Annotated in this window: 1 protein-coding gene; it reads left to right on the plus strand. The window is 30.7% G+C overall.

Annotated elements, in window-relative coordinates:
* Nucleotides 1-63: 63 nt before the first annotated feature.
* Nucleotides 64-693, plus strand: a 630-nt coding sequence (locus tag CIL02_RS14450; RefSeq protein ID WP_141210262.1) for an acyltransferase family protein, incomplete at its 3' end; no start/stop codon positions are given.

The raw sequence follows: 693 nt of genomic DNA on the forward strand, positions 1-693 counted from the left end.
TTAATAAACGTGAAAGGAAACAACTAAATACGATTATTAAAAACGTTCTAAATAAAATTTAAAGTGAAAATATACAAGAAAATTTCCGATGTGATAATGCTGTCTCGGTTTCCTCTGGCTGTTTTGGTAGTATTTATTCATAGTGTCGGAGATATTAATGGAAGTTATTATCATTTGAGAGACTTTATCTCTCACCCGTTGTTAAGTTTTGTCGTTCCAGCCTTCTTTATAATATCTGGATATTTGTTCTTTATGAATGTTGAAGGCAGAACGATATCCAAGTGGTATAGGGACAAGATTAAGAAGAGAGCAAAAACATTGTTACTTCCTTATGTAATTTGGAATTTAATAACGTTGATGCTTGATTTCCTTAAGTATGTAAAGCATTCTATATGTTGGATTAATTATGGGGATACATCTTTATGGGGTGTCATTAACAAAACCTTTTTTGATTATATGCCAATAGATTTACCACTATGGTACATACGAGATTTGATTATTTTGGTTGTTATTTCCCCTGCTCTGTATTACTTATTAAAAAAGGTAACTTATTTGTTTTTCGTAGTAATAGGCATATGGTATTTTATAGGAGGAAATTTTATTGTAAATCCAGTCTCTTTGCTGTTTTTCAGTTTAGGAGGCTTGTTGGCGATAAGAAATATTAATCTACTTCTATTCAATACAAGATGGCAA

This window comes from Prevotella sp. P3-122, assembly GCF_002251365.1.
Classification (GTDB): domain Bacteria; phylum Bacteroidota; class Bacteroidia; order Bacteroidales; family Bacteroidaceae; genus Prevotella.